This window comes from Streptomyces caniferus (genome assembly GCF_009811555.1).
Classification (GTDB): domain Bacteria; phylum Actinomycetota; class Actinomycetes; order Streptomycetales; family Streptomycetaceae; genus Streptomyces; species Streptomyces caniferus.
The window spans coordinates 184,026-208,530 of record NZ_BLIN01000001.1 but is presented as its reverse complement, the minus strand read 5'-3'; the positions used below and the strand labels follow the sequence as shown (position 1 = coordinate 208,530).

At 67.0% G+C, this 24,505-nt stretch carries 20 protein-coding genes and 3 pseudogenes; 10 read left to right on the top strand and 13 right to left on the bottom strand.

What is annotated here, in order from left to right:
* Nucleotides 1–30: 30 nt before the first annotated feature.
* Nucleotides 31–768, bottom strand: a complete 738-nt coding sequence (locus tag Scani_RS00885) for a hypothetical protein (RefSeq protein WP_159469000.1) — start codon at nt 766–768, stop codon at nt 31–33.
* A gap of 674 nt (nt 769–1,442) precedes the next feature.
* On the opposite strand from Scani_RS00885, the gene Scani_RS00880 reads away from it, so the two are divergent.
* Nucleotides 1,443–1,793, top strand: a complete 351-nt coding sequence (locus tag Scani_RS00880) for a hypothetical protein (protein ID WP_159468998.1) — start codon at nt 1,443–1,445, stop codon at nt 1,791–1,793.
* An 828-nt stretch (nt 1,794–2,621) separates the two neighbouring features.
* Nucleotides 2,622–3,322 (top strand): annotated as a pseudogene (locus Scani_RS40550) (site-specific integrase); the annotation flags it as partial.
* 41 nt (nt 3,323–3,363) lie between these two features.
* On the opposite strand, the gene Scani_RS00875 reads toward Scani_RS40550, so the two are convergent.
* Together Scani_RS00875 and Scani_RS00870 are read right to left on the bottom strand one after the other, a co-directional pair.
* The gene (locus Scani_RS00875) at nt 3,364–3,855 is read right to left on the bottom strand and encodes a zinc finger domain-containing protein (RefSeq protein ID WP_159468996.1); all 492 of its coding nucleotides are present in this window, start codon (nt 3,853–3,855) and stop codon (nt 3,364–3,366) included.
* 47 nt (nt 3,856–3,902) lie between these two features.
* Nucleotides 3,903–4,643, bottom strand: a complete 741-nt coding sequence (locus Scani_RS00870; RefSeq protein ID WP_159468994.1) for a hypothetical protein — start codon at nt 4,641–4,643, stop codon at nt 3,903–3,905.
* 743 nt (nt 4,644–5,386) lie between these two features.
* Here Scani_RS00870 and Scani_RS41630 point away from each other — a divergent pair.
* Together Scani_RS41630 and Scani_RS00860 are read left to right on the top strand one after the other, a co-directional pair.
* Nucleotides 5,387–7,138, top strand: a complete 1,752-nt coding sequence (locus tag Scani_RS41630; RefSeq protein WP_281391850.1) for a Scr1 family TA system antitoxin-like transcriptional regulator — start codon at nt 5,387–5,389, stop codon at nt 7,136–7,138.
* A gap of 574 nt (nt 7,139–7,712) precedes the next feature.
* Nucleotides 7,713–8,537, top strand: a complete 825-nt coding sequence (locus Scani_RS00860; protein ID WP_218039152.1) for an SLATT domain-containing protein — start codon at nt 7,713–7,715, stop codon at nt 8,535–8,537.
* Nucleotides 8,538–8,818: 281 nt separating this feature from the next.
* On the opposite strand, the gene Scani_RS00855 is transcribed toward Scani_RS00860, so the two are convergent.
* The 5 genes from Scani_RS00855 to Scani_RS00835 all read right to left on the bottom strand — a co-directional run bounded on the left by Scani_RS00855 (nt 8,819) and on the right by Scani_RS00835 (nt 12,747).
* Nucleotides 8,819–9,370 carry a GNAT family N-acetyltransferase gene (locus Scani_RS00855; protein ID WP_371872291.1) on the bottom strand — a complete coding sequence of 184 codons (552 nt, stop codon included), beginning with the start codon at nt 9,368–9,370 and terminating at the stop codon, nt 8,819–8,821.
* A gap of 13 nt (nt 9,371–9,383) precedes the next feature.
* Nucleotides 9,384–10,112 (bottom strand): lasso peptide biosynthesis B2 protein, encoded by a 729-nt coding sequence (locus Scani_RS00850; RefSeq protein ID WP_159468987.1) that lies wholly within the window; start codon nt 10,110–10,112, stop codon nt 9,384–9,386.
* Complete coding sequence (locus Scani_RS00845) at nt 10,105–11,925, bottom strand: albusnodin/ikarugamycin family macrolactam cyclase (RefSeq protein ID WP_246295397.1); 1,821 nt, start codon at nt 11,923–11,925, stop codon at nt 10,105–10,107. Before Scani_RS00845 ends, Scani_RS00850 begins: the two co-directional genes overlap by 8 nt.
* Nucleotides 11,926–11,995: 70 nt before the next feature.
* Nucleotides 11,996–12,127, bottom strand: a complete 132-nt coding sequence (locus Scani_RS00840) for an albusnodin family lasso peptide (RefSeq protein ID WP_159468985.1) — start codon at nt 12,125–12,127, stop codon at nt 11,996–11,998.
* Nucleotides 12,112–12,747 (bottom strand): ATP-binding protein, encoded by a 636-nt coding sequence (locus Scani_RS00835; RefSeq protein ID WP_159468983.1) that lies wholly within the window; start codon nt 12,745–12,747, stop codon nt 12,112–12,114. The genes Scani_RS00840 and Scani_RS00835 overlap by 16 nt, the downstream gene beginning before the upstream one ends.
* 211 nt (nt 12,748–12,958) lie before the next feature.
* Here Scani_RS00835 and Scani_RS00830 point away from each other — a divergent pair, with 211 nt between their 5' ends.
* The 3 genes and pseudogenes from Scani_RS00830 (at nt 12,959) to Scani_RS00820 (ending at nt 14,951) form a co-directional block, all read left to right on the top strand.
* Nucleotides 12,959–14,236: a helix-turn-helix domain-containing protein gene (locus Scani_RS00830; RefSeq protein ID WP_159468980.1), complete on the top strand. Its 1,278-nt coding sequence runs from the start codon at nt 12,959–12,961 to the stop codon at nt 14,234–14,236.
* Between the two features lie 11 nt (nt 14,237–14,247).
* A pseudogene (locus tag Scani_RS40545) lies at nt 14,248–14,382 on the top strand (helix-turn-helix domain-containing protein); the annotation flags it as partial.
* A gap of 14 nt (nt 14,383–14,396) precedes the next feature.
* Nucleotides 14,397–14,951, top strand: a complete 555-nt coding sequence (locus Scani_RS00820; RefSeq protein WP_159468978.1) for a flavoprotein — start codon at nt 14,397–14,399, stop codon at nt 14,949–14,951.
* An 897-nt stretch (nt 14,952–15,848) separates the two neighbouring features.
* Here the strand turns inward: Scani_RS00820 and Scani_RS42050 are convergent.
* Nucleotides 15,849–16,493 (bottom strand): annotated as a pseudogene (locus tag Scani_RS42050) (relaxase/mobilization nuclease domain-containing protein); the annotation flags it as partial.
* A 79-nt stretch (nt 16,494–16,572) separates the two neighbouring features.
* Between Scani_RS42050 and Scani_RS00810 the strand changes: the two are divergent.
* Nucleotides 16,573–17,402, top strand: a protein-coding gene (locus Scani_RS00810) for an IS5 family transposase (protein ID WP_246295432.1) whose coding sequence is annotated in 2 segments (ribosomal slippage) — nt 16,573–16,911 and nt 16,914–17,402 — 828 coding nt in all. Because the reading frame shifts where the segments join, the coding sequence is not laid out codon by codon here.
* Here the strand turns inward: Scani_RS00810 and Scani_RS00805 are convergent.
* The 3 genes from Scani_RS00805 to Scani_RS00795 all read right to left on the bottom strand — a co-directional run bounded on the left by Scani_RS00805 (nt 17,383) and on the right by Scani_RS00795 (nt 19,933).
* The gene (locus Scani_RS00805; RefSeq protein ID WP_159468974.1) at nt 17,383–17,580 is read right to left on the bottom strand and encodes a hypothetical protein; all 198 of its coding nucleotides are present in this window, start codon (nt 17,578–17,580) and stop codon (nt 17,383–17,385) included. The genes Scani_RS00810 and Scani_RS00805 overlap by 20 nt on opposite strands.
* Nucleotides 17,581–17,585: 5 nt before the next feature.
* Nucleotides 17,586–18,155: a plasmid mobilization relaxosome protein MobC gene (gene mobC / locus Scani_RS00800; protein WP_159468972.1), complete on the bottom strand. Its 570-nt coding sequence runs from the start codon at nt 18,153–18,155 to the stop codon at nt 17,586–17,588.
* 929 nt (nt 18,156–19,084) lie between these two features.
* The gene (locus Scani_RS00795; RefSeq protein WP_159468970.1) at nt 19,085–19,933 is read right to left on the bottom strand and encodes a helix-turn-helix domain-containing protein; all 849 of its coding nucleotides are present in this window, start codon (nt 19,931–19,933) and stop codon (nt 19,085–19,087) included.
* Nucleotides 19,934–21,184: 1,251 nt separating this feature from the next.
* Between Scani_RS00795 and Scani_RS00790 the strand changes: the two genes are divergently transcribed.
* Both Scani_RS00790 and Scani_RS00785 read left to right on the top strand, forming a co-directional pair.
* A complete protein-coding gene (locus Scani_RS00790; RefSeq protein ID WP_159468968.1) occupies nt 21,185–21,487 on the top strand; it encodes a helix-turn-helix transcriptional regulator in 303 nt (100 codons plus the stop codon).
* Nucleotides 21,488–21,615: 128 nt separating this feature from the next.
* Nucleotides 21,616–22,788: a tyrosine-type recombinase/integrase gene (locus tag Scani_RS00785; RefSeq protein ID WP_159468966.1), complete on the top strand. Its 1,173-nt coding sequence runs from the start codon at nt 21,616–21,618 to the stop codon at nt 22,786–22,788.
* A 124-nt stretch (nt 22,789–22,912) separates the two neighbouring features.
* Here Scani_RS00785 and Scani_RS00780 read toward each other — a convergent pair whose 3' ends face one another.
* Complete coding sequence (locus tag Scani_RS00780) at nt 22,913–24,442, bottom strand: helix-turn-helix domain-containing protein (RefSeq protein WP_159468964.1); 1,530 nt, start codon at nt 24,440–24,442, stop codon at nt 22,913–22,915.
* Nucleotides 24,443–24,505 lie beyond the last annotated feature (63 nt).

The following is a 24,505-nucleotide window of genomic DNA, read 5'->3' as shown; positions in this document are numbered from 1 at the left end:
CCCTCCCGGCAGCCTGCCGGGGTGACGGCCTCAGCGCCTGCGTCGTTCGGAGCCGATACGGGGACGCAGCTCGTACGCGACCTTGGCCGCGCCTCCGTGTTCGCTCCACAGCCGCGTTCCCGACCGCATGAGTGCCCAGCCGATCTTCTCGTAGGGCATGAGTTCACCGACGCTGAGCTGTCCCAGGAGGTGGGTCAGCTCCTCGGCCGTTCGCAGATCATGCTCGCGTTCTCGCTCGTCGGCGCTGGCGTACCCATCGGCACGAGCGGTGAACTCCTCATATGTCAGCTCACCGAGGCGGCGCCGGTGCGCCAGCAGCGCCTCCCTGTCGACATACGCGTCGGAGTACTCCTTGCCGAAGCGGCGCCCATACTCGCGGACCCGTTGACGTTCCTTCTCCAGCACCTCAGGGCTGATCTGCCGCTGGCGGGCCGTGGCGATTTCGTCGGCGCGGGACAGGAGCCAGGTCAGAGGGGACGGGCACAGGAAGATCCCCAGCCTGCCGTAACCCTTCCATTGGCAGTGCGTGTATCCGACGGCCTGCGCAACCCAGCCGTAGCGGTCGCCGGTGCTGGTGTTCGGAGCGAGGCTCTTGAACTCGACGCCGAAGGCAGGGCCCTCATCGTGCCAGCCTCCCGGATCCCGGGGCCTCAGCACTGCGTCAATGTGGAACCACTGGTCCAGCTCGCCGAGGACGAACGAGGCAAGAGCCTTCTCGTCAGGGAACTTTCCGGGATCTGGCAGCAACGCCTTCTGTCCGTAGCGCACTTGGCCGACTGTACGGCGCCGCCGGGCCTATGCGAAGGCAGTGGCTCCGGATATCCCCGACGCGATCGCGGTGCGATCTCGGTGACCTGCCCCTCGACGAGGGCCTTGATCTCATCGCGGATGGGTGCCGACGGCATCAAGGCCCTGTCCGGCAGAGTTCGCTGCCAGTCGAGCTGGCGAATGCAACCACAGCTGCAACCATGAGCAGTGCGTCGTGCTTGGTCATGAGGGAGACGCAGTTCTGCGGCTCCTGGTTGCGGCTTATCGCCCTGACGACGTCCCGGGATGCCCGTCCCACGCGGGCCAGCTCGAGATGGTGCATACGGAGGGCATGCCGACCCCGAGATGCCTGGAGAAGGAACAAACCCCCATGCCGCTGAACTGGGGCTTCTGCATGGAGCGGGTGACGGGACTCAAAACTGCGCTCTGAGCTTGGGAACCACCGCCGCTCTGGCCGCCAATGTGGCCTCTGACCTGCGGACAAGTCCTTCCGCTGGGCCTGTCGAGAGGTTCCGCCCGCACTCGTGATGACCGCTGTTCACCGCCTTGAAGGGCACGGATGGGGCACGTGCCCGGTCCCCGGGCGAAGTCCACAGCCATCGAAGTCTCCAGCTGGCAAGATGCTGCGCAAGGGCGATACCCGCCGCACGAGCGGCGTCCAGGGGAGGGCGAGCATGGGCTTCTTCGACAAGCTGTCGAGCAGCATCGGCGGCGGCTCGGGGCGGTCGTGTCCCGACTGTGGGGAAGACTTGTGGGCCAGCTCAGGAGAGCTTTCGGGCCGGTACGAATGCCACAACGACAGCTGTTTCGGGTGGCGGGTCTACTTCGATGAAGGTGGCACGCTCGTTGACCCGCCGAACCGTGGCAAGAACGGCGGCGGTCGCACCTGTCGGTGGTGTCAGTCGGCGCTCTCGGGTGGAACGAGCTACCTCCCCCACGAAGATGGCAACAACTCACAGGCCTACATCGTCTGCCCGTCTTGCAAGCAGGAGAACATCCTGTACGGCTTCGGCGAGGACGGCTAGCACTGCAATCGTGCTTGAGGTGATGAGGTCGTAGTTCGCTCGTTGGCCTGTGCGTGGTTGGGGGTTGCGGGTGCGGACGGTTGGTCAGCTGGTGCGGTGGAGCTTCACGAGCGCACGGACAGCCGATCCGGTGGAAGGGCAGGCCCCCTTGCCGGCCGAGGTCCGCGCACCAAAGAGTGCCTCTATTGCGTCGCGTCGCAGCTCTCGCAGCGGCCCACAGCCGCACGCTCGGTATTGCCCTGGGTAGCACGGAGCGGGCTCGAGGGAGTGAGACGGCGCCATGCTCCGGGTGAGGGGGTGAGCACCCAGCCGTAGCGGGGTGGCTGGATGTCGGCCGGGACGATGTGCATGCAGCCCGGAAGGTGGGCCTTGCCGCTGGCGTGGATGATGATCGAGGCTGCCGACCACCCGTCCCATTCGCTGGTGGTGGGTGCGCTGCCATGAGGTGCGCGCGGAGCGCAGTCGGCGCAGTTGTACATTTCATGGCGTTCGCAGTACTGCATCGTCCTCACCCTCTCAGGTCTTGAGCCGTCGCCCGGTGCGCTCGAGCCACCGTCGGTACCAGTGGGCGAAGTTGCTCGGTCGGCGCGATTCCTCGGTCCATCGGTCTCAGATCCTCCCAGATGGCGCCTCTGTGGGGGCCCGTCATCACCATCAGCGACGGGTAGCCGCACCCCTCCTCGCTGAGGAACACCGCCCCCGCCTCCTGAGCATCGTGCGGCTCCTCGCGCGTGCACCCAGGCCGCGTACGCGCGACCGAACTCCTCGTCGGTCGCGAAGGCGTCCGGCGTGGGCTCTTGTATCTCGATCGCGGGGAGCTCGCTTCGCTACCGCCTGCTCAAGGCGATCATGGACACGGCTGCGGACGACGAGCTGATCCGGCGCAACCCGAGCCGGATCAGGGGCGCCAGCAGGGAGAAGGCGAAGGGAACGCACGACGGCCACCGTCGAGCAGGCCGATGCCCTTGCCGAGGCCATCGGGATCCGTTGGCGCCTGAGGGGGGCCTCGGGGCCCTACGGCCCGATGCATCCGGAGGAGCTGGCGGCCTTGCGCCGCACCTCGGTCACCCTCGACCCGCTCGCCGTACGGGTCACGGAGGCTGCTCCGGGAATTGAACACCGGCCGTCGCGCCGAGGGTGACACCAAGTCCGTGGCCAGTGTCCGGACCAGCCACCTGCCGACCTTCCTCGCCATCGAGGTCAAGCGGCACCTGGAATGGTTCGCGGAGAAGGCGCCCGACGGGCTGCTCTTCGTGGGGGAGAAGGGAGCGCCCTTCCGGCGGATCGCCTTCGGGCACAAGTGGGCGAAGGCTCGAGCGGCGGTGAGGCTGCCTGAGGCTTCCGCTTCCATGATCTCCCGCACACCGGCCACACCCTCTGCACCCAGTCCCGGCCACCCTCAAGGACACGATGGTCCGCGCCGGCCAGTCCTCGGAGAAGGCCGCGATGATCTACCAGCACTCCGACGCCCCCGTCAGCAGGAGGTCGCAGGAGGCATCGACGCCAGGGTGCGCGCGGCCCGGCGGTGAACCATCGACGTCGTCGTTTCACGGCCCGGCCTCGGCGTTCTTCAGCGCAAGCCGTAGGCCCGGAGGTAGGGCAGTTCGGCGTCGGTGGCCCGTAGGAAATGAGCTTCCTTACGGGGCCTTCCACCGGCTGTATGACAAGCGACCCCGACCTGAGCTCCGCAGGCTCGGCACTCCCACTCCTGGGCCTCCGCGAGTCCCTGCTTCTTGATCTCGTCCAGCACCGCCGCTCGTCGCTGCCACCACGCCTCCCTCTCGGTGCCCGAAGGGTGCTGCGACTCCTGGTGCTTGAACGCGCGCTGGCGTTCGGGGTCGGCGAGGGGACCCGACAGTGGCTTGGTGAAGACGGCCGCCTCGGCCGCGCTTTCCTTCGCTTCCAAATCCGCTTCCAGGGCGTCGACCCGATGACGCAAGTGCCGCTCAAAGTCGGTCAATGTCGCTTCAGGATGCCTTCCTGAGAAGTTTAGGGTCTCCAGGTGGAAGGCACGTAGCACGCCGAGCGTTAGCTGCGCCTTGTGGTTGGTGAACTCGCGCATCGCGGCCAGTTCGTCCTCTCGTATGACGCTGTTGGGTGGGCGTGGTCTCAGAGGTGCTGGGCGAACGCGGCTTCCAGGCGTTCGACGGCGTCGTCGTGGTCGTGCCTATACGGCTGCATCACCCACAGGTCCTCGCGGAAGGGCGCGAACCCCAATGACTGCCAAGTGCGCTGGACCGCAGCCTTCTCCTGCGCTTCCCGCGCGGTGTCGTCCCGTTCGCCGACCGGGATGTCGATCGGGTATGGATGTGTCGCCACGATCGCCGCCTGGCCGACCACCCAGCGGAGCAAGCGGCCGATCAACAACCGGCCTACCCCGCCCAGCCCGCGCCACGCCGGCGCGATCCGCACCCGGTTGATGATGACGACCTGGTCACCGCTCACCAGGCACTCCTCCAGGTCGGAGTGCAGGCCGAGATGCCCCGGCTTGTCGAAGAGCGGTGCGAAATGCTCGTAGTCGGCGTCGCGCGAGTCCAGCGACGCGTAGATGCTCCCAATGCGCCACAAGTCCAGCGTGAGGCCGGACATGGTGAGGATCGTCAGCTCCTGGCATTCACCCCGGGACGTCTGGGCCAGTGATATGCCGGGGGCCAGGAGGCGTGCGTTGTCAGCCGCGGCCTCCTCGTCGTCCGGCTCCCACAGAGGCAGGACGGTGCGGCAGCCCCATTCCAGCGTCGCTGGATCGTCGTGGGCATCCGACGCGACCAGAGAGGCCGAGGAATCGAAACGTAACTCCAGATGGCTGAGATACGACAGGAGGTCCACCCCGGCGGGTGTGGCGTCAGTCATGGGGCCACACGCTAGCCACGAGCCCGGCCTCGCATGAGGCGTTTCATGGGATGGGTGGTGATCCTCTCGGCAGGGCCCCGGTGTAGGTGGTGCAAGGTGGCGCGTCGCGTGCCACCGAGCAGGCAATTCCCGCGTGTTGGGGCACGCGGAGGGCACAACCACTTCGGGGGTCAGCAGGCAATGCCGTCGGCGGTCCCCACCGGGCGCGAGCGTGTGGATACTCGGTGGCAGGGTTGCCGGCGCAAGCGGGTAGTGCCGATGGCTTCCGCGCGTTCGTGTGGCAGGAGCGCCTGTCTGGAGGAGTCGCGAGGTGGGGCTGAGCGCCGTTCCGTCGAAGCCACCCTGATTGACGCGGTAAAAGGGGACTCTCAATAGGGGGTTGCCATCAAGGCTTCGAGCGAGCGAGCGGCTTCGTCAGGTTGACCAGTTCGGAGTTGGTCGTAGATCAGAAAGATGGTGGCAAGAGCGACGGGGTAGGTGCACGCTGCCCACACGGCACTCCTGTGACGGGATTCCCCGGTCCATCTTGCAACGAAGTAGGCGCTCACGCTGGCGAATAGGGCTAAGAACAGTGCGAGGGTAACACTAAGGATCGTGACGACAGATGGCACCGGGACGCTCCTGAGGCGGGGGCAATCTGGGCAGGAAGTATGTTCGTTACGTGCACATGAGTGCGTTTCACGCAAGCGAGACAAAGCGAGAATAGGGGTGTTGGGGCACCTCTGTCGAGCTAGGAGGGGAACATGGGGCGGCGATCTCGAAACCCCGTCAACACGTCTGGTCCTCTAGGTGAGTTCGCGAGTGACCTTCAGGCCCTGCGGCAGGCTGCAGGTCTCACAGCGGCGCAGACGCATGAGTACACCAAGGTCCCGCTGTCAACGATTTACGCAGCCCTCAGCGGAAACCGTCTCCCGTCGCCTTCAGTTTTGTCGGCTCTCATTGGGGCCTGGGGCGGCAGTAGGCAGGAGTGGCATGAACGTCGCCACGAGGTGGAGGCTCAGCTTGCGACTGATGTTGCTTTGCCTCCAGGTGAGTCACCCAGCAGAAGAAGCTGCGTGCGGTGTGGGAAGTCGCTCGGTGCGACGGCGAGGGGGCGCAACCGCATCTACTGCGGCCCCGACTGCCGACGCGCAGCGGCAGTTGCCCGTCATCGCAACAACCCTCCAGAGCCTCAGACACGTGGAGATGCTTCCACTTCTGCACTCACGTTCGCCTCTCGCATTGGCGAACTTCACGAAAGGGCCGGCCGCCCTCCCCTTCGTGAGCTTGCCCAGCGCACTGGCGTCAGCGCTCCGACGTTGAGTCGTGCACTATCCGGCGAAAAGGTCCCGTCCTGGCGAGTCGTCGAAATGATCATGAGTGCCTTTACTGTGGACGATGACGACCGCGAAGCCCTTCGGGGGCTGTGGGTGCAGGCTGCCGGTTCGCTTGACCGGCGACAGTCCGCAGCCCTCCGCAGTGGTGATGCGACTCCAGTCCCCGCTGTCGCAGCGCCCATCGATTTTCACCCCAGGATGATGAATTCTCGACAGCTGCCTGCTGCTTACGCGGCCAATCGGGGGGCTATTGAGGGCAATGCTCCCCTATTTGCTGCTCAGGGGGGCGAGTCGGACCGAGTGATCGGGGAACGGGAAGTCAATCCAGTGGCAGCCTCGATGCTTTTGGGAGTGATGCTTCGTGATCTGCGCGCTAAAAGTGGCATGACCATGCTGGATGCCGCTCGGGCTCTCCACTGTTCTGCGTCTCGGGTGAGTCGAATCGAAGGGGCCAAATCGGCACCCAATCTTCGAGATATTCGAGCCTTTGTGCAAATCTATGGAGTCGCCGACGAAGATGCCGACACGCTAGAAGCGCTCACAGCGATGGCATTGGCTCCAGCGTGGTGGAATGACTTCGGGGAGGCTGTGCCTGCATGGATTACGCGCCTAGTCGCTTTGGAATCTACGGCAGCCAGTGCGTGGACCTACCAGTTGGCGAAGGTTCCTGCGCTCCTGCAAACTGCGGAATACGCATCAGCTGTGCAAGGCATGGCCGAGCTCGCCCCGCGGGTTAGAAAGGATAGTCATCGCCTTGCATTCCAGGCAGCCCGCCAGGAGCGCTATTTTAGGAGTTCGGTGCAATCGATTTTCATCTTGGATGAAGGTGTATTGCACCGAACTTTTGGTAGTGCGCTCGTAATGACGGAGCAGATGGAGCGACTGATTCAGGTTGCTGGGTTCCCTGGTCAGGAGATCAGAATCCTCTCCTATAGTGCTGGTGTTCCCCCCTTGCCTTTTCCGGTCGTTCATCTTCTATTCGATGGTGAAATTCCGGATGTGACTGTCGCTGGCGAGGGTAGTGGGATGTGGTACGTATCTGACTCCGGGTCGCATTGGGGTACTTCTGAATTCAGGGATGCGCTAAGCAGGATGGCTGATAGATCTGAAAGCAGTGAGGTCAGCTTGGAGATGATTCGGAGTGCGCGAGACCGTTTTAGTGCGGAATTGGAGCAGTAGGTGCTATCGCGCTATGGCGTGCCTCATTCCGGAACGCCGCGTCGCGTATCCCGCTGCGTCTCTGTGTTCGTGCCTCAGTGGGGACGGTCTGCTCCGTTCGCCACAGGCCCTGCCGCTCAGGGCGCTCCGCTGGCTCGCCCCTCCTCCGGGGCGTGAGGCGTTTGCCCCCGGCGCGTTGAAGAGATCTCGCCGCATGTATGGCTGAATCCTGCGTCCGGGCGCCTTCGGCGAAGATTGGCAACTACCGTTTGCGTTCGTCGTGTTGTTGGGGTCATTGCAGTTCAGCTAGTGAAGCTGACGGCGTGATCACGAATCAACGGGGAAGCTCTTGCAAGCCGTCTATCCGATCCTCGCTGCTGTCGGCGTGGGCTCATTGGCCATGCTTGCCGGCGTCGTCGGCGGAGCGTTCCTGGTCATGGCGGCCCAGCGAAGCTCTCGTCCCGGACCGGGCGAAGGGGATTCCGGTGTCCTGCCCGGTGATGCAGTGGCGGATGCGCCGGCGAGCCGTAGGCAGACCTCTGTGCCGTGCCTGCCCCCAGTGGTTCAACCCCTACGGACAGAAAGGTTGGGGACGATGGAATCCGTTTCGCAGGATACGACAGACAGGGTAAATGCTCTTATTGAGCACAAAAAGGGCATAGCTGAACTTCGGGTCGCATTACGGATTAGGACCATCCAGACAGTAACCCGCTGGTTATCCGGAGCCCTCGCCGTTGTCCTGCTCTTCGCTGCAGTCGTCGCGAACGTAGCCGTCGGTTCGTCGGCTATCGCCCTCGCCAACAAGATCGCCATTCCCGTCTTGATTCTCAGCGCCGGGACATTCTTGGCAGTTCGCTCCATGGAAAAGAAGGCGAAGAAGCCCTACGACAAGACGGCGCGCGAGCTGAAGATTGACCTGGAAGCGGCGGAAGAGCTTCGTCTCTTAGACGCCGCCCGCCTGGAGCTTCCAGTCCCAGACCGTCAATACTCTTACAAGGACTCAATCCCGGCTGAGCTCGACGGGCTACGCAGAGACGGAAGGAAGTATAGAAGGAAGCACAACGTCTCCCAGTCCGTCATCATTGTTGGGTCGCTGGCTGGAACTGCCGTCTCCGCCCTTGCTGACACGCCGGCTCCCCTCAAGTACTGGGCTATGGGCATCACGTTCGCCGTAGGCACAGCGGCAGGCTTCACGGGTTACTACAAATGGCGCGAGCGAGCCTTCTACCTCCAGCAGACTGCGGATGACATCGAACGCCATGCTACGGCTTTCGACTTGGGGATTTACCCCTATGACGAGGGTGAGGAGCACTTCAGGCTGGCCAAGCTCGCCAAGGAGATCGAACTCCTACGAGTCGAGCAGCGCAAGCGCGAGCAGCAGCTTGACCAGCCACACGAAGGGAGCGCCGAAGTTGTCTAGGTCGTCGCGCAGGTTAGTGGGATTCACCATCAATCGCTGGTTACTCGCCCCTGTCACGACCTGGCGTGCTCTCCGTATGACCAGGAAGCATCCAGACTTAGATCCACAGTCGGCGTGGATGGTCGAGCGCCTTGCGACCCATCCAGACGAGAAGGGTCTGGCTCGTGCGCATTGGTTGAAGATCCGAGCTGATCGAACCGCCAACGGCGCGGAGAGCCCTAGGAATTTGTGAAGCAGTAGAACCCCCCTGTTATGGCAGTGAGCACGCTTGACGTAGCCCCTTATTCGCCAGTTAGCAGGGATTCAACAGCCGAAGGCCCCTCGAACTCTCCCGCGACGGCATCCATGATGACTTCGTCGCACGTCTGACCGAGCCAGTACCCGGCTTTCCGGAGAGCGCCGACCGTACGGAAGCCTGCCTTCTCGTAGGCGCGGATGCCGGCCTTGTTGGGGGCGAGGACCTTGAGCCAGACCATGCGCAAGTTGGTGATGTGGAAGGCGTAGTCGAGGGCCAGGCGGGTGGCCTGAGTGCCGAGACCGCGCCCGCGGGCTTCGGGGGCGAGCATGATGATGTATTCGGCGGTGCGGACGGCGTGGTCGGGCAGGAGGGTGGCGACTCCGGCGGGTACGGGTTCGCCGGAGGTGCGGTCGTAGATGGTGAAGCGGATGTTCCCGCCCCGGAGTTGGTGGGCCATGCCTTCGGTGCGTGCTTCGAGGGACTCGGGTGCCTGGCGGCCGTAGCCGACGAGGAGAGTGGGGTCCTGTTCCCAGCGCCAGTAGGTCTCGACGAGGTCGGCGCGGTAAGGGCCGAGTGCGCAGGTGTCGGTTCCGATCCACAGGGTTGGGTCAGAGCTGGTGCTGATGGCGGGCTCCAATGGTGAGGGCGGCGGTGTAGGCGAGCGTCGAGGGCGGCTCGGCGGCCGGGCCTCCGTTGTCAGTCTGCACCCAGGCATGGAGCCGGACGGGATCTGGCGCGACGCCGTGGCACCAGGTGGCCGACAGACGCCGGGTCGCGAGCAGGAGCACCGCGGCGGCGGATTCTTCCAGGCAGGCGGTTCTCGCCGGCGAGTACCAGCCAGCGCGGCGGACGGCGAGGACGGCGGCCTGGGCCTGGTCGTGGGTGGCGGGTTGGCGGCATGTTGACACCGCCCTCCTCAGCGCAGTGGTGAGGCGGGGCATCGTGGTGCTCGGGGTGCCGAGTCGCTTGATGGCAAGGACCGTGGCCAGAGCGGCTACGGCGGCCGTGGTGGTGCGGGTGGGTGCGGGCCGGAGGGCTCCGGCAGGGTGTTCTGCGCTGCCCCAGCTCGCGCTGGAGCCCTTCGCGATCAGCGGCGCCGGCCACGGGATCGGTGTGAGGGTTCTGACCAGGAGGCCGGTGGTGAGAAGCCGGGTGGCGAGAACGGACGGCATGACGTCCAGGCGGCCGGTTGCTGCTGTGTCGCGCCAGAGCGCCGCCGCGGCGGACAGCAGGCATTGGACATGGCCATTGCGGTAGTTGACGAGGACCGTGACGTGCCCGAAGTCGAGGGCTCGGACATGGGCGGGGGCGGTGGCGAAGCGGGGCAGCTCAATCATGTGTGCTCCTGGCGGGCTCGCTCGTCCAGACAGGTGCGGGGTCGCGGTGGTGGGCGAGCAGCCAGGCTTCGGCAGCCATGGCTTGTTCGAGGGTGGCCAGTGGTATCGGGATGCCTGCGGCGGCCCCGCGCAGGGCGCGTCCCAGGGAAGCCGGGCTGATCAATCGGAGGCCGGCGAGGTGGCCGTCGGTGAGGGCGAGGAGGCCAGTCAGGTTGGCGCGGAGGCCGGCGTAGTGATCGGCATCGAAGCTGCCCTTGGTGGTGCGGGCTGCTACGGCTGGCGGGAGCAGTCCTGCCATGGCTTGGCTCAGCTGCGGCTTGTAGGCGTGGAGCGGTGCGCGCTGGTCGATGGGTGTTCTCATCACGGTGTCCATCACCGTGGCGTCAAGGAACGGGTTATGCAGGTCGATACCGCAGGAGGCTGCCAGCTCGGCGTCGGCCGCTGCCGTGCGTGCGACCTCGCGGATCTCGTCCACCAAGACTCGTACGGAGTTGTCCAGGCCCGGCAGCGTGTCTGGTGCAGCGACGGCTTCGCGCGCTGCCTGGGCCAGGAGGCGGCGGGCTGCCGGCTCGGCCCAGGCGGGGAACGGCAGAAGAGGGAACCAGCGGACGCGCCCGTGATCGTTTCGGCCAGGCGTTCCGACGGTGCGGGCGAGGTTGGCGAGAGCTTGGCGACGGCTGGCCCTGGCGGCCCTCGTGGCGTCGACGAGGAACGGGAGTACCTTGTGGTGCCGCAGACGGGCCCAGCCGAACGCCTCGTTGGCTGCTCGCTTCCAGCGGCGGTGGCGTATCAGGTCGGCGAGGTGAAGAGGCGGCTGGAACAGGACGCTGTCGCCACCGTCGCCCGTCAGGTGTGTGTGACTCCCGAGGTTCGTTCGCATCCAGCGGAGCTGACCGGTCAGACGGGCCTGCGTCAGGGTGGAGGGGGCTGGTTCATCGGTGGCCGGCACGGCGGTGATGCGGGTGTACGGCAGGTGTTCCGCTGCCATCGGCAGCAGGTGGTGGGCGATGCGGCCTTCATGCGCCTCGGCCGTCAGAAGTGCGTAGTGCAGATCCGCACCGGACGTGTCGCCTTCGGGGTGGATGGTGACGGCGTTGAGACGGCCGGAGGGCGGCAACGCGTGCGCTGCCAGGACTGCGACGGAAGTCGAGTCCAGCCCTCCGGACAGATCGCACGATAGGGCAGGGTCAGCTGCCACGCGTAATGCGACGGTGGCCGTCAGCGCAGTGCGCAGACGCTGCACGGGCGATCCTGCCGAGTCGGCGTCGGGCCGCCACAGGGTCGTACACCTGGGGCTGCTGCCGTCGGCGGGCAGCTCGATTCGGCTGCCGGGCGGCAGTTGCTCAACGCCCGTGAAGAACGTCCGTGAGCCCGCTAACGCGGGGGCCGAGGGCAGAAATACGGAGCACGCCAGCCGCTGGGTGTCTACAGGGGCACCGATGAGCGATGCCAGTGCCCGAGCAGAGGTGCACCACGCCCACCCGCCTCGGTAGGCGGTGAGGTAGACGGGGCGGGCTGCGGCCGGATCGGTATGCAGGGCCACACCGTCTTCGGCTTCTTCCACGACCGCGTAGGAGCCGGGCCATCGCCACCCGATATCGCCGGGCAGCTTGCTGCCTGCCAGGCACTGCATTTCGAAGCTGGTGGCACCGCAGAGCCCCAGGATGAGGATGCGCCGCCGACCGCTGTCGTTCGATGCTGAGCGAGCAGCGCCGTCCCCCAGCCGCCATGTTGTTGTCCGTGCCGCGACGGGCTTCGCTCCGGCGGGTCGGGGGTGGGGATTGTGCGGATTGCTGAAGCCTCCGAAGATCACCAATTCCTCCTAGGGGGTTCGGACGCAGGTGCGGTGCGGCCCCAGGCTGGGGCCGCACCGCACTTGTTGATCAGTTGTAGCCGCGACGCTTGTCCTCGCTATTGCCGCCGCCCTGTCCCTCGGTCAGCTCGGCCGCGTCTCCGATCTCGATGGGCACCAGATCGTTCTCTTCGATCGGGGGCGCATTCAGCTGGTCGGGCATGGAGACTCTCCTTCTTTGTGTGGAATGTGCGGTGGGTGTTGCTGCCAGGCCCTCTCGACGGGGTGGAGTACCGAAGGGGACTGGGGGCTGGGGTGCCGCCCATGGCGTGCGCGATGTCCTGCCGGGCCCGGTCTCGGGCGCCGGCGGGGCGCGGTCAGGCGGCGGGCGACGGCTCGGGCGGCGCGACCGGGGCGAAGAATGAGCTGGCGGCTCGTGAGCCGCTGTTCGGGGAGGGCGATCTCTGCCCATACGCACTTGCCGCAGTTGGTTCGTTCGGCTCCGTGGCAGACGGACAGACGGTCGATGAGCGCCATACCGCGTCCGGTCTCGTCCTCCGGAGCCGCGCAGCGCGGCGCGGGAAGGATGCGCGAGTCGTCGTAGACCTCGACCAGGACCCGTCGCCGGCTGAGGGTGGCGCGCACTCCGATGGTGAGCATCGCGCCGGTTCCGTGCCGCACCGCGTTGGTGACCAGTTCGGAGAGCACGGTGGTCAGCGCTGTGTCGGAGGCTTCGTTCAGGCGCAGCCCCCAGTTCTCGGCCAAACCGTGGAGGCGGCGACGGCTGAGCCGCACCGAGGTCGGGTCGCGGACCAGAAAGAAACTTTGGCTGTACACGCGCATGGCGAGGACCTTCCAACGGACATCGGACCGGGGATTGAGGCGGAGGAGCCCGGAAGGCGGGGGATTGAACGTCTTCCGCCTGCCTGCTTGGCTGAGGCTCAGTCAACTCGCCTGCGGCAGACCGGTCCGGTGCCAGCGAGGGGTGCGATTTCGCGCAGGGGGCCACATTGGGGGGCCAGGAATGGGCTCGGCACTGTCAGACGCTTGGGGGATGGGCATGATGGCACCAGACGGCATCGGCGCCATGCTGAGAGGTATCCGGGAATCGGCCGGGCTCACGCGCGATGAGCAGGCTCTGGCATTACAAGAAGCCCAGAGTGGAAAGTGGTTCGACCCGGAGAACCTGAAGCGCTGGGAGACCGAGCGCCGTCTGCCGACACCGGTATGGCACGAACTGCTGGCAGAGGTCTACGGACGCTCTGTGGAAGAGATCGTTCGTGCGGTGGCGGCAAGCAGGCGCTACCGCAGGTCGCAGCGCCGAGCCGGTGTCGAGGGAGAGGAGGACGCGGCGGTGAAACGACGACAGTTTCTCGGGGTGGCGGCGGGAGCGACAGGAGCAGTCGCCCTGCCGGGTATCGCGGAGGCGCGACAGGGCATCAACGCCGGCCTCTCCAACGCTGATACTGGCGATCTTGACTACCTGCAAGGGGCGTTCGAGCGGCACCGCGGGGGCTATCGTGGCCGCCCCCCAGGCGCCGTCCTCGCCCAGATGAGAAACGACCTCGACCTCCTGCGGGACGTGCTCAGCCGTCCACACCGGGCGTCTGCTCGTGCAGACCTCGCACGCACAGCGGCGGGGATCACCGGCCTGGTGGCGATCATCCAGCACGACCGCGGGGACCAGCGGGACTCGCTCGGCTGGTTCGCCACCGCCGAACAGGCCGCACGCGAGTCAGGCGATCGGCACATGCTTGCCTGGAGCCTGGCCCGGCACGCCATGGTCCCGCTCAACTACGGCGCCCCGAACGCGGCCGCTGAACTCGCCATCCGCGCCCGCGCCGAGGCCGGACGGACCCCAACAGCCGCAGCCGCGCTGGCAGCCGCCGTCACCGCGCGAGCCCTCGCTTCCACCGGAGACCACAAGGGCGCCTTGCGCGCGGTTGCCGACGCCCGCTCCATCGCCGAGCGCCTGGACGCGGCCCAAGGTGCCGACACCTGGTTCGGCTACCCCCTCCAGAAGCACCACGTCCATCTCTCCCAAGCGTTCACCTTGATGGGGCGCACCCGGGAAGCGCACGCCGAACAGGAAGCGGCGCTCTTCCTCACCCGATCGCCTTCCGTCATGACCCGCGCCCTGCTGGCCATGGATGCCGCGACCTGCCTGAAGGTCGATGGGGACGATTCCGCAGCGGCAGATGCGGCTGCTGACGTATGGCAACGGCTCCCCTCGGCGTACCGAGACGGCCTGATCCGCTCCCGCGCCGACGCCCTGCACCAGTCGCTCGTGGGCAGCGCCCACAGCAGACTTGGCGACGCGCTGGCCAGTTGAACACCGTCGTTTTCCAGGCCCTGCGGATCACAGAGAGCTGCGCGGCCTAGGACATCAGCCGGCTTGCCGTGCGGGAACTGGTTGCTGACATGGCCGCCCATGACCGCCGCCGCACCTTGCCGGAACTGCACCAATTCATCAGCTAACCGGGAGCCCGCGCGTGAGTGATCAGCCCGCCCAGCCGAAGAAGCCGTTCCTGTATGTCGTTGTGTGCGCGTCCGGTATCGCGAGCGACGTTCACAAGCTGATCACCGCCGCCCAGAAGCAGGGCTGGGACGTCGGCGTCATCGCCACTCCACTCGGGCTCGGCTTCATCGACGCCTCGGCGGTCGAGGCTCAGACCGGCTACCCCATCCGTTCAGCGTGGCGCTCACCCGGCGATCCCCGGCCCCTGCCGCCCGCTGACGCCATTGCGGTCGCGCCGGCCACCTTCAACACCATCAACAAATGGGCCGCCGGGATCTCCGACACCCTCGCGGTGGGCATCCTGTGCGAGGCGTACGGCCTCGGCATCCCCACCGCCGTGCTCCCGTACCTGAACACGGCCCAGGCCGCCCACCCCGCGTACCGGCAGAGTCTGGACCGGTTGCGCGAGATGGGCGTCTTGATCGGCTCGTACGACCCCCACCGGCCGAAGGCCGGTGGGGGAGCGGACCGTTTCCACTGGGAGGAGGCGTTGGAACTGCTCGCCCCGAAGGCGTCGGGGCGAGCGTGATCACCGCCGCCGGGGCCGGTTCGCTTCCTGGTGGGCGACACCAGCAGCGGCAGGGACAGCAGGGGCGGGCTCGGTACGAGGACGCCGGGACCTGGGCGCCGACGCGGGTTGGGTGACGTAGCCGAGGTGCTGCAACCGCCAGACCAGGACTTCGCTGATCGAGTCGGCGCTGTCCAGTTGGCGTTGCGCGGCGGCCTCGGCCAGCAGGGCGGTGGTGTCGTGGCCGGCACGTTCGGCCTGGTCGAGCACCGCGGTCAGCGCGTCCCAGCCAGGCTCGGCTTGGAGGTGTTCTGCCAGGTGAGGGAGGGCGGTGCGGACCGTGGCGGCGTGGTGTCGTCGGGACTGTGCGGGCAGGCCTTGGCCGTAGGCGCGCATGGCGGCCAGCGGGCTGGCGGCGGTTGCCTGGTAGGCGGCGCGCAGGTGGGCTGCGGCCTGTTGGGCGGCCTCGGCTTGCTGGGCGTGGCCGCGGGCTGCGTGCCAGCGGGCGGCTGCGATGACGGTCAGGATCATGATGTCGAGGACCAAGGCGGTGGCGGCGCCGTCCTGTCCGCGGCCGAGAGCGGATCCGGAATGGACGATCTGGTGAGCCGCGCGGCGCAGGGCGTACATCTCGTCCTTCTCGGCGCGGATGTGGGAGCGAGTGGCGCGCTCGAAGTGTGCTGTGGCTTCTCGTAGTTCGGCCTGGGGCGGGCCGAATGAGGTCTGGGCGAGGGCGTCAAGAACCTCACTGACCCCGATCAGCTGGGCAGCTGCCGCACTGTTATTGCCGGCTGTGAAGGACGTCAGGGCCGAGTCGGTGGCCTCGGCGGCGAAGTGGCGGGCGCGGACCGGTGCCGAGGCGCCGCTGCGTTCCAGGACCACGGGCGGCTCGGGCATGTCCGTGGCGGCTGCGAACCGCTCGCGGATCCGGGGCAGGGACAGGTCCGGTGCGAGCTTGGAGCCGGAGAACCAGATGGGCTCGCCCGCCTTGTTGCGGTCACCGACCTTGGCGACCGAGTAGCCGAGCGCATCGCCGGAGGGGGCGATGCGTTTCTTGATGCGGACGCCTTCGGCGGCGAGTCGGTCGAAGAACTCGGCTTCGTCGGCGGCGCCGGCCAGGGCACGGTGGACGTGTTCGCGCAGCAGTTCGCGTGAGGTGGCGTCCTGGCCGAGGCGTTCGGCCTTGCGGCGTTCGGCGCTGGTGGGGCGCTTGGCCGCGGTGCCGTCACCTTCCTTGAGGCGACGGAGCCCGAACTCCTTCTCGATCTTGCGGCACTCGGCCTGGGCGCGAGTGCCGTCCTTGTGGTGGCGGGGGCGGGTGCGGTCGGCGCGGACGAGGGTGGCGACGATGTGGATGTGGTCGGGGGCGTGGCGGACGGCGATCCAGCGGCAGGCTTGGTCGTCGCCGTCGGGGGCGATGCCGGTGGCGGCAAGGACGCGGCGGGCGACGGTGGCCCATTCCTCGTCGGACAGGACTCGGTCGCCGGGGGCGGTGCGGACGGGGCAGTGCCACACGTGCTTCTTCGGGGCTTTGCCGCCGAGGGCGTTGACCCACAGGTCGAGGTCGGCGGCTAGAGCGTGTCTCTTTGATGGTTTGATCAGTTGATCGTATGTGTCCGTCCGATTAGTGATCACTGATGCGATGTGGGACCGGATCGAGCCGTTGATGCCGGCGGATCCGGTCCGCGGACGGCGGTGGGCCGACCACCGCCGAACGCTGGAAGCCATCGCGTGGAAGTACCGCACCTGCTCGCCCTGGAGGGATCTGCCCGGTGAGCTCGGTTCGTTCCAGACCGCTCACAAACGCCTGCTGCGGTGGGCCGTCGACGGCACGTGGGAACGCATCTTCACCGCCGTCCTGGCCGCAGCAGACGCCGACGATGACGTCGGCTGGACCGTGTCGGTGGACTCCACCGTCTGCCGGGCTCACCAGCACGCCTCCGGAGCCAGGAAAAGGGGGAAGCCGACCGGTCCGAACCCACCGATCACGGACTCGGACGCTCCCGCGGCGGGCTGAGCACCAAGGTGCACCTGGCCAGCGACGGCCGGGCACGACCACTTGCTCTTGTTGTCACGGCAGGCCAGGCCGGTGACGCTCCGGCCTTCGAAGCTGTGATGGCCCGCATCCGAGTTCCACGGGCCGGGCTCGGAAGACCCAGAACCCGGCCCACGGCCGTTCTCGCGGACCGCGCGTATTCCTCCCGCGCGATCCGCCGACATCTTCGACGCCGAGGCATCCGCTCCGTCATCCCACAGCCCACCGACCAGATCGGCCATCGCCAACGACGCGGCCGACTCGGCGGCAGGCCACCCGCCTTCGACGCTGAGGCATACAAGCAGCGCAACACCGTCGAACGCTGCATCAACCGCCTCAAGCAGTGGCGCGGACTGGCCATGCGAACCGACAAACTCGCCATCGCATATCAGGCCTCACTCCACCTCGCCGCCATCCTCATCTGGGCCCGACGCTGACCAAAGAGACAGAACCTAGTTCGCTGAAGGTGGCGTTCGGGTCGCGGCCGGGGTCAGGCAGGTGGGGGTCGTAGGCGGCGACGACGTGCGGGTCGACGTGGGCTTCGATGTCGCTGGTTCGGTAGAGGTAGTGGAGCAGGCCGATGGTGCGGTTGCCGCGGGAGACGTCGGGGACCAAGGCGTTCAGCTCACCAGCTTCTGTGCGACCGTACGGATCTTGGTGGCGGCCTCGGCTACGGCATCGGCGGCGCGGTCGATGTGGAGGGCGTCGCCGCCGGAGTTGAGGACCTTGGCGATCTGGTTCAGGTTGTTGCCGGCACGGACGAGCTGGACACGGGCAGCTTCCAAGCGGTCGAGGGCATCGTTTCGGTCGAGGTGGGGACGGCCGTGGACTTCGGCGTGAACGGCTTGGGCCATGAAGCGGGCCTTGGAGACGCCCTTGGCGTCAGCGGCTTTCTGGATGTTGGCGGCTTCGAGGGTGCTGGCGCGGAAGGTCTGGCGCTCGGAGCGCTGCCTGGGCTGGCGGGACCGCCGTCGGCCCTGCTTCGCCCTCTGCTTGTGGCCGCCCTCGGCCACGAGCTGCCGGTCCTGCGCCCCCTGGCGCGGGGCCTCCTCCGCCACCTCTGGGGCGGAGGCATGCGCGCTGGACCGGCCCTTGGACGGTCCAGTGCTACAGCTTGCTCCGCTGGTGGTGCTGTTGCGGTCCTCCTGGCTGTCGTTTTGGGAGGTGGCCTCGTGGTTCGTGTTGTGCACTGAGTTCGTTTCCATGGGGTGTGGGAGTTCGGTGTGGGCGGGCGTTGTGGCGGCATGGTCCGTGTCCGCTGGTCGGTGGGGGGACGCGCAGGGAGCCATGCGGCGCTCGGCCTCTGACCGTGGTTCGCAGCGTGGGTCGAGGCTGCTCGTCCGGAGGTCGGTCTGACATTGCGAGGGCCGGGGGCCGGGGACCGGGGACCGGGGACCGGGCGGGGTCGCACCCCTGATGGTTGGTCCTGAGGCCGGGGGCCCGGCACCCGTTTCGGTGCCGGGGTGGACTTGGTCCCCAACGGGTCGGTCCCCGGATCGGTGTGTCGCAGGGTCCTGGTCCCCCGGTTGTTGGGGACCGAGTGAGGACGGTCCCCGATGCTCCCGGTCCCTGGAGGATCGGGGACAGTTCCGTGGCGCGCTGAGCTGCGGTTTCGCAGGTATCGGTGCTGGATCCGCGTCGCTGCTGGCCTTGGGGACCGTGCTGTCACGGTCCCTTCTCTCGATGTTCGCGCGGTCCCCGGTCCCCGGTTTCGGTGCGCTCGGTCCCCGTGCGGGTTCCCGTCGGGGACCGCGTCGGTACGGTCCCCGACGGGACCGGACTGTCGAGCTGTCGCTGGGGACCGGGGACCGTGTGGAGCCGTCGGCTGAGGCGGTCCCGTGCGTGCATCCGATCGAGGACCGACAGGCTGCCGGTCAGCCGACCTTGCCCTGCTCTCCCTCCTCGCGTGCCATGCCTCCCGGGGCAGAGACATGTCAGTGGTGGCCGGCGCTGGGGCGGCGCATGACCACCTACTGCACGAGCCGCGACGCAGCTGAGGGCCGGTGCCCACGGATGCTCGCGATGGCCACCGACATCCGGTGGGCGATCAGCCGCCACGTCGGCTCCGGCGCCGCTCGGGCCACGGAGGCGACTGCGCGACGTTCCAAGGCACGGCGGGTTACTCCGTTTCCGCCGGTTCGTCGAGGGCGGCGAGGAGGGCTGCGGTGTGCGCTTCGGCGCGAGTCATGCCGCCCGCCGAGGTTGAGGTGGGGGCGCCGCCGGGCAGGGCGCGCAGATGCGGGTGCCCGGGCGCGGGGGTGCGTTCGCGGGCGATCCAGGCGCGCCAGTCGGCGGCCCACGCGGCGGCGGTGCGCGGTATCCCGACCGCTCGGTAGGAGCGCCACTTCTCGTCGGCGGTGCGCAGGGCGTGATCGCCGAGCCGGGCGAGGTGCCCCTGGTGCTGCAGCCAGGCCCGGGTGTCCTCGTCGATCTGCCATTGGGTGGCGGGGATGAGTGGGGCAGAGCTGCTGCTCTTACCGTTCACCTTCGGTTCTCTACTGTTCTGGGGGTCGGAATCCGTGCCCCCTGAGGGTTGGGTTCCGTGCCCCCTGGGGGTTGGATTCCGTTCCCCGGGGTCAGATTCCGGTCCCCCTTCGAAGGGGGCGGCAGGGTCGGATTCCGTCCCCTCGGGGGTTGGAATCCGTTCCCCCCGGAGAGTCGGATTGCGGCCCTCGTCGATGGCTTGGTCGGCGAGGAATCGGGCGGCGGCCGGGAGGTGGTAGTAGGTCTCTCCACGGGGCCCCTTACGGCCCATCAGCTGCTCCAGCTCGCCGGTGGCGAGCAGCTTTGCCAGGGCGTCGCGCACGGCGGTACGGGAGGCGTTCGCGCGCTTCATGAGGGTGGGCAGGGACGCGTAGGCGACGCAGCCGCGGTCTACGCAGCGGTCGGCGATCAGGGTGAGGACCATGCGGGCGGTGCCCTTGCTGGTGCTGTGGTCCCACACCCATTCGCGGGCGGCGTGGCTCATCGGGTGATGGCTCCTTGGTCGGGGGCGGTGAGGCGCGGCGAGCCCTCTTCGGGCGAAGCGCAGGAGGGGGTGGCACACGGTTCCGGCCCGAACGTGCCGGGCAGGGCCGCGTAGGCAGGAAGGTGGGTTCGCCCGGCCCCGGATTGGTATGCCGGAATCTCTCATGCCCTGAGCTGGCAGGCCGGGGCGGAATCCAAGACAGCCACAACGACGTCGCGCAAGTCCAGTATTCCCCTGGGAAATGAGGAAGCTGGCAGCGAACGCATTCTGAGCGGCGGTTCCAAAACGATAGCCCCGGATTGGCCGTTGCCGAAATCAGTTAGCGCCAGGGCGAGCCAGAAGGATCACATCGAGAAACCGTTGCCCCCCGTTGCGGCGCAAGCTACAACACAACACCACACGTCAGAGAGCTTTCGGATGGCCGGCGCAGCAACATCCGCCGACGCCCAGAACCCAGTTCGGAGGTCACTCACGGTCGCGCGCCGGGCGAACATAGACGACGATCGGCCGTTAACCAAACCGGCGATCGCGAGCTATAACTGAGCCCATGGCAGTGCGTCTCCCTGAAATCGGTCTGGCAGGAACTCGGACCGCCCGCGATATCGAAATTCTCCGCACCGAACGCGGTCCTGCTTAGCCTCAGCTGGCCGCCCGCGTCACCGTCCTCGGCCGACCCATGACCGCTACTGCGCTCTCCCGCATCGAACGCAATGCCCGACGCTGCGACATCGATGACTTCGTTGCCATCGCCACCGCACCCGGAGCCTCCCCGCGCAGCCTCTTCGCCGGTTCTTCCAGTGATCGGAACGACCCGGAGTGGGCGGAACATAGCCGACGATCGCCGGTTGGCCAAACCGGCGATGCTCCGCATCATTGAAATACCCGGCAGCCCGGCGTGCTTTCTTTCGGTAATCCGCTCTTTCCATGCGAGGAACCCCTTTGCCCCGACCCCTCATAAGCCCTGCCCGAAACCCCATCGACAACGAGGAAGCGGGGTGCTGATGAATGGCTCCAGCCGTTCGCGCGAAAAAATGACCCTGGACGAACTCTGCGCCGAGCTTCAGGTCTCCCGGTCAGCTCTCCATGACTGGCACTAAAAGGGTCAGGCGCCCAGCTGGGTGAATCTTCCGAACGCCATTCTGCGTATCCTCCGCAATCATCTGGAGAACTGGCCCACCGATTGCGAGTGCCGCGCATGACGAACCGGTCCTTCAAGGTCCGCTCCCTCCCGTACCTCACAGAGAACCTTCTATGCCTGCCCGATCTTTGCGTGCCCCCACAGCTTCCCCGGGCGCCCTACACACGGCCTTCCTGACCGTGAAGGACGCCGCCGAGTACCTCGGCCTCTCACCCCACACCCTCTACGTCTGGCGCCACCGTCGACAGGGACCTCCGAGCTTCCGCATGGGTCCACGAGGCCGCGTGATGTACCGACTCGAAGCCCTCGATGCCTGGGTCCGCGAGCAGGAGCAGGCCGACTCGCGCTCAAACGCGGCTCTCAACCCGCTGAACGCTCCTCGTCAGGAACGGTCCACCCGCCTCACCAGCGCTTGACGCTCCAAGCGCCGTAGAACGCCGTCTCCATCCTCTACATCAAGGAGTTCCACCTGACCGGCTACATAGAAGACCGGTGGCTCAAGAAGCGCCCCAACCCGACGACCGGCAAGCGTGAACGCACGACCATGTACGGCAAGTGCACCCGCTACCGCGTCAAGGGCATCCCGGGCGTCAAGGACCGTTCCTTCGACGTACTCCAGGATGCCAAGACCTGGCTCGCCCAGGCTCAGACCGATGCACGTCGGGGCGAGTTCGTCGATCCACGCGATGGAGCCATCTCCCTCAAGGACTACATCGCGACCCACTGGTGGCCCACCCAGGGTGGCGACCCGTCCACCCTCGAACGCATCGAGCAACGGGTCCGCCAGCACATCGTCCCGCACCTCGGTGCCCTGCCGCTCAATGGCGTCGGTACCGAAGTGCTGCGGAGTTGGAAGAAGCGACTCGAGACGGACCTGGGCCCTACCTCCATCCGTCTCGTCTGGGCCACGCTGTCCGGTGTTCTCCAGGCTGCCGTCGAAGATCGACGCCTCGCACGCAACCCGTGCCGTGCGAGCACAGTTCGCCCTCCGGCGGCTGCACCGGGCCGGGTCGAGGCATGGCTGCCCGAGCGTGTGCTGGCCGTACGCGCAGCTATCTCGGACCGCTACCGCGTGCTTGTCGAGATTGGTGCTGGGCTCGGCCTGCGACAGGGAGAGGCGTTCGGCCTGTCGATGGAGGACATCGACTTCGACGCGGAGATCGTCCATGTCCGGCGCCAGGTCAAGATGGTGCGGACGAAGCTCTGCTTCGCGCTTCCCAAGGGGCGCAAGGTCCGCGAGGTGCCCCTGCCCTCAAGCGTGGCCAAGGCACTACGGCAGCATGTGGAGTTCCTCGCACCCGTGCCGGTCACCATGCCGTGGGACGATCCGCGCCCGCCGCAGACATCGGTAGAGGCCAAGCACCGTCGGCCCAGGACGTACAACCTCCTGGTGACGGGCCGCGAGCGTAAGGCGATCAATCGGAACTACTTCAACTCCTACGTCTGGAAGCCCGCCCTGGCCGAGGCCGGCGTGATCGCTGCGCTGGAGGAGAGCGCACCGGACGGATCCCGGGCCTGGGAGCCCTCCCGGGAGCACGGCTACCATGCCCTGCGTCACTTCTATGCCTCCGAGCAGTTGGAGGCCGGCGAGTCGGTCGTCTCCCTGGCCAGGTGGCTCGGCCACTCTGACCCCGGCTTCACGCTCCGGAAGTACGCTCACTTCCTGCCCCGCGCAGGTGCGCGCGGCGGCGCCGCCATTGACGCGGTCTTCGCGTAGCCGCAAGCCGACCGGCAGAAGCTTGGTCCTGGCGCAAAGTCCCAGAGAAGTCCCAGAGATGCCGCCGCACCCTCTCCTGGCCCGTATTCACGCAGGTCAGAAAGGGCGCGGCGGCATCCGTAGTTCAGATGTCCCGGAAGATCTCGATCTGCGCCCCGAGCGAATTGAGGCGTTCGGCCAGGTCCTCGTAACCCCGGTTGATGACATAGACGTTGCGCAGGACGGAGGTGCCCTCGGCGGCCATCATGGCCAGGAGGACGACGACGGCCGGGCGCAGGGCCGGGGGGCACATCATTTCCGAGGAGCGCCAGCGGGTGGGGCCGTCCACCAGGACGCGGTGCGGGTCGAGCAGTTTGACCTGGGCGCCGAGGCGGTTGAGGTCGGTCAGGTAGATGGCGCGGTTGTCGTAGACCCAGTCGTGGATGAGGGTCTGGCCCTGGGCGCTGGCCGCGATGGCCGCGAAGAAGGGGACGTTGTCGATGTTGAGGCCCGGGAAGGGCATCGGGTGGATCTTGTCCAGGGGTGCCTGGAGCTTGGAGGGGCGGACCGTCAGGTCGATGAGGCGGGTGCGGCCGTTGTCGGCGGGGTATTCCGGGCTGCGCTCGTGGTCCAGGCCCATCTCTTCCAGGACGGCCAGTTCGATCTCCAGGAACTCGACCGGGACCCGGCGGATCGTCAGCTCGGATTCGGTCACAACGGCCGCCGCCAGCAGGCTCATCGCCTCGACCGGGTCCTCGGACGGGGCGAAGTCCACATCGCGTTCGATGCGTGCGGCACCGTGGACGGTGAGGGTGGTGGTGCCGATGCCGTCGACCCGGACGCCGAGCTCCTCCAGGAAGAAACACAGGTCCTGGACCATGTAGTTGGAGGAGGCGTTGCGGATGACCGTGACGCCGTCGTGGCGGGCGGCGGCCAGCAGCGCGTTCTCGGTGACGGTGTCGCCACGTTCGGTCAGCACGATCGCGCGCTTGGGGGCGACGGTGCGGTCCACCTCGGCGATGTAGGTGCCGTCGGTCGCGGTGATCTCCAGGCCGAAGTGGCGCAGCGCCGTCATGTGCGGGGTGACGGTCCGGGTGCCGAGGTCGCAGCCGCCCGCGTACGGCAGTTTGAAGTGGTCCATCCGGTGCAGCAGCGGGCCGAGGAACATGATGACGCTGCGGGTGCGGCGGGCGGCCTCGGTGTCCATCGAGTCGAGGTCGAGCTCGGCGGGCGGGATGATCTCCAGGTCGTTGCCGTCGTTGATCCACCGGGTCCGCACGCCGATGCTGCCCAGCACTTCGAGGATGCGGTAGACCTCCTCAATACGGGCCACCCGGCGCAGAGTTGTGCGGCCCGCGTTCAGCAGCGTGGCGCACAGCAGCGCAACGCAGGCGTTCTTGCTCGTCTTCACGTCGATGCTGCCGGACAGTCGGCGTCCGCCGACCACCCGCAGATGCATCGGCCCGGCATAGCCGAGCGAGACGATTTCACTGTCGAGAGCCTCGCCGATACGAGCGATCATCTCAAGGCTGATGTTCTGATTCCCGCGTTCGATGCGGTTGACCGCACTCTGGCTGGTGCCGAGAGCCTCGGCGAGCTGCGCCTGTGTCCAGCCACGGTGCTGCCGGGCGTCACGGATGAGCCTGCCGATGCGTACGAGGTAGTCGTCTGCCATGAGGTGACCGTATCTCAGATATGAGATGGATGCGCAATTGAGATGTGGCGAGTTGTTCTAGTA

Coding starts and splice junctions, on each gene's coding strand:
- Scani_RS00880 (WP_159468998.1), top strand. CDS start 1,443: ATGGGCTTCTTCGACAAGCTGTCGAGCAGCATCGGCGGCGGCTCGGGG.
- Scani_RS00875 (WP_159468996.1), bottom strand. CDS start 3,855: ATGCGCGAGTTCACCAACCACAAGGCGCAGCTAACGCTCGGCGTGCTA.
- Scani_RS00870 (WP_159468994.1), bottom strand. CDS start 4,643: ATGACTGACGCCACACCCGCCGGGGTGGACCTCCTGTCGTATCTCAGC.
- Scani_RS41630 (WP_281391850.1), top strand. CDS start 5,387: ATGGGGCGGCGATCTCGAAACCCCGTCAACACGTCTGGTCCTCTAGGT.
- Scani_RS00860 (WP_218039152.1), top strand. CDS start 7,713: ATGGAATCCGTTTCGCAGGATACGACAGACAGGGTAAATGCTCTTATT.
- Scani_RS00850 (WP_159468987.1), bottom strand. CDS start 10,112: ATGATTGAGCTGCCCCGCTTCGCCACCGCCCCCGCCCATGTCCGAGCC.
- Scani_RS00840 (WP_159468985.1), bottom strand. CDS start 12,127: ATGCCCGACCAGCTGAATGCGCCCCCGATCGAAGAGAACGATCTGGTG.
- Scani_RS00835 (WP_159468983.1), bottom strand. CDS start 12,747: ATGCGCGTGTACAGCCAAAGTTTCTTTCTGGTCCGCGACCCGACCTCG.
- Scani_RS00830 (WP_159468980.1), top strand. CDS start 12,959: ATGGGCATGATGGCACCAGACGGCATCGGCGCCATGCTGAGAGGTATC.
- Scani_RS00795 (WP_159468970.1), bottom strand. CDS start 19,933: ATGAGCCACGCCGCCCGCGAATGGGTGTGGGACCACAGCACCAGCAAG.
- Scani_RS00790 (WP_159468968.1), top strand. CDS start 21,185: ATGCCTGCCCGATCTTTGCGTGCCCCCACAGCTTCCCCGGGCGCCCTA.
- Scani_RS00785 (WP_159468966.1), top strand. CDS start 21,616: ATGTACGGCAAGTGCACCCGCTACCGCGTCAAGGGCATCCCGGGCGTC.
- Scani_RS00780 (WP_159468964.1), bottom strand. CDS start 24,442: ATGGCAGACGACTACCTCGTACGCATCGGCAGGCTCATCCGTGACGCC.